This is a genomic window from Roseofilum acuticapitatum BLCC-M154 (assembly GCF_030068475.1).
GTDB classification, from domain to species: Bacteria; Cyanobacteriota; Cyanobacteriia; order Cyanobacteriales; family Desertifilaceae; genus Roseofilum; species Roseofilum acuticapitatum.
The window spans coordinates 1-5,320 of the sequence record NZ_JAQOSP010000140.1; the positions used below are offsets into that span (position 1 = coordinate 1).

General features: G+C 53.1%; 2 tRNA genes and 3 rRNA genes. All 5 read left to right on the forward strand.

Going from position 1 to position 5,320, the window contains the following annotated elements:
* Positions 1-108: 108 nt before the first annotated feature.
* A 16S ribosomal RNA gene (locus tag PMG71_RS21670) occupies positions 109-1,634 on the forward strand.
* A 104-nt stretch (positions 1,635-1,738) separates the two neighbouring features.
* Positions 1,739-1,812 (forward strand) — tRNA-Ile (locus PMG71_RS21675).
* Between the two features lie 101 nt (positions 1,813-1,913).
* Positions 1,914-1,990: transfer RNA gene (locus tag PMG71_RS21680), tRNA-Ala, on the forward strand.
* 176 nt (positions 1,991-2,166) lie between these two features.
* Positions 2,167-4,985: ribosomal RNA gene (locus tag PMG71_RS21685) — 23S ribosomal RNA — on the forward strand.
* 186 nt (positions 4,986-5,171) lie between these two features.
* A 5S ribosomal RNA gene (rrf, locus tag PMG71_RS21690) occupies positions 5,172-5,283 on the forward strand.
* Together the 16S, 23S and 5S rRNA genes with 2 tRNA genes alongside form the textbook arrangement of a ribosomal RNA operon.
* Positions 5,284-5,320 lie beyond the last annotated feature (37 nt).

Genomic DNA, 5,320 nt, shown 5'->3' on the forward strand with positions numbered 1-5,320 from the left:
AAACAAACAAGTTCATATACATATTGTAACGACAGCGTAAGAATTATAAAGAACCATTTTGATGCGGGGACTCGTGTTTTCGGGTGTCGGACAGACATTCAAGGAAATACAATGAAGAGTTTGATCCTGGCTCAGGATGAACGCTAGCGGCAGGCCTAACACATGCAAGTCGAGGGGCAGCGGGAAAAAGCTTGCTTTTTTGCCGGCGACCGGCGCACGGGTGCGGAACGCGTATGGAACCTGCCCCTGTCAGGGGAATAGCCCAGGGAAACTTGGATTAATGCCCCATGGTACCGTTACATCGCATGATGTTTCGGTTAAAGATTTATCGGACAGGGATGGCCATGCGTACCATTAGTTAGTTGGCGGGGTAACGGCCCACCAAGGCAGCGATGGTTAGGGGCCCTGAGAGGGGGATCCCCCACACTGGTACTGAGACACGGACCAGACTCCTACGGGAGGCAGCAGTGAGGAATATTGGACAATGGGCGGGAGCCTGATCCAGCCATGCCGCGTGCAGGATGACTGCCCTATGGGTTGTAAACTGCTTTTATACGGGAAGAAACGCACCTACGTGTAGGTGTCTGACGGTACCGTAAGAATAAGGACCGGCTAACTCCGTGCCAGCAGCCGCGGTAATACGGAGGGTCCGAGCGTTATCCGGAATCATTGGGTTTAAAGGGTCCGTAGGCGGGCCTGTAAGTCAGGGGTGAAAGTTTGTGGCTCAACCATAAAATTGCCTTTGATACTGCAGGTCTTGAGTCATGGTGGGGTTGCCGGAACATGTGGTGTAGCGGTGAAATGCATAGATATCACATAGAACACCGATCGCGAAGGCAGGTGACCAACCATGTACTGACGCTGATGGACGAAAGCGTGGGTAGCGAACGGGATTAGATACCCCGGTAGTCCACGCCGTAAACGATGGATACTAGCTGTGGGGACTTCGGTCTCCGTGGCCAAGCGAAAGTGATAAGTATCCCACCTGGGGAGTACGTTCGCAAGAATGAAACTCAAAGGAATTGACGGGGGCCCGCACAAGCGGTGGAGCATGTGGTTTAATTCGATGATACGCGAGGAACCTTACCAGGGCTTAAATGCAGGCTGCATGGGGTAGAGATACCCCTTTCTTCGGACTGCCTGCAAGGTGCTGCATGGTTGTCGTCAGCTCGTGCCGTGAGGTGTCAGGTTAAGTCCTATAACGAGCGCAACCCCTACCGTTAGTTGCCAGCATGTCAAGATGGGGACTCTAACGGGACTGCCGGTGCAAACCGTGAGGAAGGTGGGGACGACGTCAAATCATCACGGCCCTTACGTCCTGGGCTACACACGTGCTACAATGGCCGGTACAGAGGGAAGCCACCCCGCAAGGGGGCGCGGATCTACAAAACCGGTCACAGTTCGGATCGGGGTCTGCAACTCGACCCCGTGAAGCTGGAATCGCTAGTAATCGGATATCAGCCATGATCCGGTGAATACGTTCCCGGGCCTTGTACACACCGCCCGTCAAGCCATGGAAGCCGGGAGTGCCTGAAGTCCGTCACCGCGAGGAGCGGCCTAGGGCAAAATCGGTAACTAGGGCTAAGTCGTAACAAGGTAGCCGTACCGGAAGGTGCGGCTGGAACACCTCCTTTCTAGAGAAAGAGACGCCCGGAATATCGGGTCCTGCACGAGGTGGTTGTTATAGTATTGCGCTGTCGTTCATAATATGTTACAAATACTGGCAATAGGCCAAGACAGTCTCATAGCTCAGCTGGTTAGAGCGCTACACTGATAATGTAGAGGTCGGCAGTTCGAGTCTGCCTGAGACTACGATGATAAGTTCATTGAGTACTGAGATTAGGAAATTCTAGATGTTGGGTTACCGTTATATAGTACTGTTAACTGATAACTGTTAACTGACAACTGATAATGGGGGATTAGCTCAGCTGGCTAGAGCGCCTGCCTTGCACGCAGGAGGTCATCGGTTCGACTCCGATATTCTCCACCACGGCAAAGGTCGTCCGCTGATTTTTAGATATCGGTGGCGATCGGCCACAAGTTCATTGACATATTGGGACGGAGCAGGATTGATTTATATCGATCTGTGCGAAGTCAAAGAAGAAACACGAAGTAGAATAGAACATTAAGGATTACGAGAGGGCATTTGTATCTTAGGGTACAGGTGCGACAAGCAAAAGAAGGGCGTATGGGGGATGCCTAGGCTCTCAGAGGCGAAGAAGGACGTGATAAGCTGCGAAAATCCACGGGGAGCTGCACATGAGCATTGATCCGTGGGTGTCCGAATGGGGCAACCCGGCTGGTTGAAGGCCAGTCACACCGTAAGGTGGGCGAACCCGCTGAACTGAAACATCTAAGTAGGCGGAGGAAGAGAAAACAAGAGTGATTCCGAGAGTAGTGGCGAGCGAAATCGGATCGGCCCAAACCGTTGTTGTTCCGGCAATGACGGGGTTGTAGGACCACAATGTTCTTTGCGCGACGAACCGGAAGCAGTTGGAAAGCTGCACGATATGGGTGACAGTCCCGTACGGGCAAGGAGCGTTAAAGATAGTGGTATCCTGAGTAGCGCGGGGCACGTGAAACCCTGTGTGAATCCGGCGGGACCATCCGCCAAGGCTAAATACTCCTGAGAGACCGATAGTGAACCAGTACCGTGAGGGAAAGGTGAAAAGAACCGTGAATAACGGAGTGAAACAGACCCTGAAACCATACGCCTACAAGCGGTCGGAGCCAATTTATTGGTGACGGCGTGCCTTTTGCATAATGAGCCTACGAGTTACTTTTACCGGCAAGGTTAAGCACTTCAGGTGCGCAGCCGTAGCGAAAGCGAGTCTGAACAGGGCGCTTTAGTCGGTAGTAGTAGACGCGAAACCGTGCGATCTACCCATGGGCAGGTTGAAGCTGTGGTAACACATAGTGGAGGACCGAACCCGTTGACGTTGAAAAGTCTTGGGATGACCTGTGGGTAGGGGTGAAAGGCCAATCAAGCTCGGAAATAGCTCGTACTCCCCGAAATGCATTTAGGTGCAGCGTTCTGATAGTTATATAGAGGTAGAGCTACTGATTGGATGCGGGGGCTTCACCGCCTACCAATTCCTGACAAACTCCGAATGCTATATAATGTTTCAGGGCAGTGAGGGCATGGGTGCTAAGGTCCATGTCCGAGAGGGAAAGAACCCGGACCATCAGCTAAGGTCCCCAAATATGTGCTAAGTTGACAAAACGCGGTGGGACTGCATAGACAGCCAGGATGTTGGCTTGGAAGCAGCCATTCATTTAAAGAGTGCGTAACAGCTCACTGGTCGAGCGGTCCCGCATGGATAATGATCGGGCATAAGCACATTACCGAAGCTATGGCATCGAAAGATGGGTAGGGGAGCATTCTGTTCGGCGCTGAAGGTGCACTGTGAGGTGTGCTGGAGCGTACAGAAACGAAAATGTAGGCATAAGTAACGATAATGCGGGCGAGAAACCCGCACGCCGAAAGACCAAGGTTTCCCCGGCCATGCTAATCAGCCGGGGGTCAGTCGGGACCTAACACGAACCCGGAAGGGGCAGTGGATGGACAAGCGGTTAATATTCCGCTACCCGCATATCACTAAAAGTGACGGGGCAACTTAGTTGGTGCGTGCTGACGGAATAGCACGTTGAAGCGCAAGCGATAGTACGACAAGGCCACGGCCGCGTCGATAATCCAGCGGCGTTGCCTCCAAGAAAAGCGAGATATGCGGCCCGTACCGTAAACCGACACAGGTGGTCGGGATGAGAATTCTAAGGCGCTCGAGAGATTCATGGTTAAGGAACTAGGCAAAATGGACGCGTAACTTCGGGAGAAGCGTCGCTCCCCTCCGGGGGAGCCGCAGTGAATAGGCCCAGGCGACTGTTTATCAAAAACACAGGGCTCTGCCAAATCGAAAGATGACGTATAGGGCCTGACACCTGCCCGGTGCCGGAAGGTTAAAGGGAGATGTCAGCCACTTGTGGTGAAGCATTGAACTGAAGCCCCGGTAAACGGCGGCCGTAACTATAACGGTCCTAAGGTAGCGAAATTCCTTGTCGGGTAAGTTCCGACCTGCACGAATGGTGCAACGATCTGGGCACTGTCTCAACCATGATCTCGGTGAAATTGTAGTATCGGTGAAGATGCCGGTTACCCGCAGTGGGACGAAAAGACCCCGTGCACCTTTACTATAGCTTCGTATTGACCTTGGTCAAACAATGTGTAGGATAGCTGGGAGGCTTTGAATCTGCGTCGCCAGGCGTGGAGGAGCCGTTGTTGAAATACCAGCCTTTGTTTGATCGGGGCCTAACCCCTAACGGGGGACAGTGCGTGGTGGGTAGTTTGACTGGGGTGGTCGCCTCCAAAAGAGTAACGGAGGCTTCTAAAGGTGCCCTCAATACGGTTGGCAATCGTGTGCAGAGTGCAATGGCACAAGGGCGCTTGACTGTGAGACATACAGGTCGAACAGGTAGGAAACTAGAGCATAGTGATCCGGTGGTTCCGCATGGAAGGGCCATCGCTCAAAGGATAAAAGGTACGCCGGGGATAACAGGCTGATCTCCCCCAAGAGCTCACATCGACGGGGGGGTTTGGCACCTCGATGTCGGCTCGTCACATCCTGGGGCTGGAGAAGGTCCCAAGGGTTGGGCTGTTCGCCCATTAAAGTGGCACGCGAGCTGGGTTCAGAACGTCGTGAGACAGTTCGGTCTCTATCTACTGCGGGCGTTAGAGATTTGAGTGGATCTGACCCTAGTACGAGAGGACCGGGTTGGACCGACCGCTGGTGCGCCGGTTGTCCCGCCAGGGGCATCGCCGGGTAGCTAAGTCGGGATGGGATAAGCGCTGAAAGCATATAAGCGCGAAACCCGCCACAAGATGAGATCTCTTTAAAGGGCCGTGGGAGATGACCACGTCGATAGGCCGTAGGTGGAAGTGCAGCGATGCATGCAGCCGAGCGGTACTAATTGCCCGTAAGCTTGCGCAACCGCCCTCTTGGTGGTTCCTTATGTAAGAACATACTTCGTTGACTCTTTTTTGACGACCGCAAGGTCCGTCCCAACATATGTCATATCAATTTGATGAAATTCCCTTCTTGCGCCTTATGACCTTTGGACAAGGAGGTCCTGAAACACACTTCGACTTCGCTCAGTGTAAAAGTTCAGGATAAAATCTAGGTGGCCATGGCGACGGGGCCCACCCCTTTCCATTCCGAACAGGGAAGTTAAGCCCGTTTGCGCCGATGGTACTGCCACACCAGGTGGGAGAGTAGGTCGCCGCCTTCCTTGAAGCCCTTTACGTAAGTGAAGGGCTTTTTTGTTT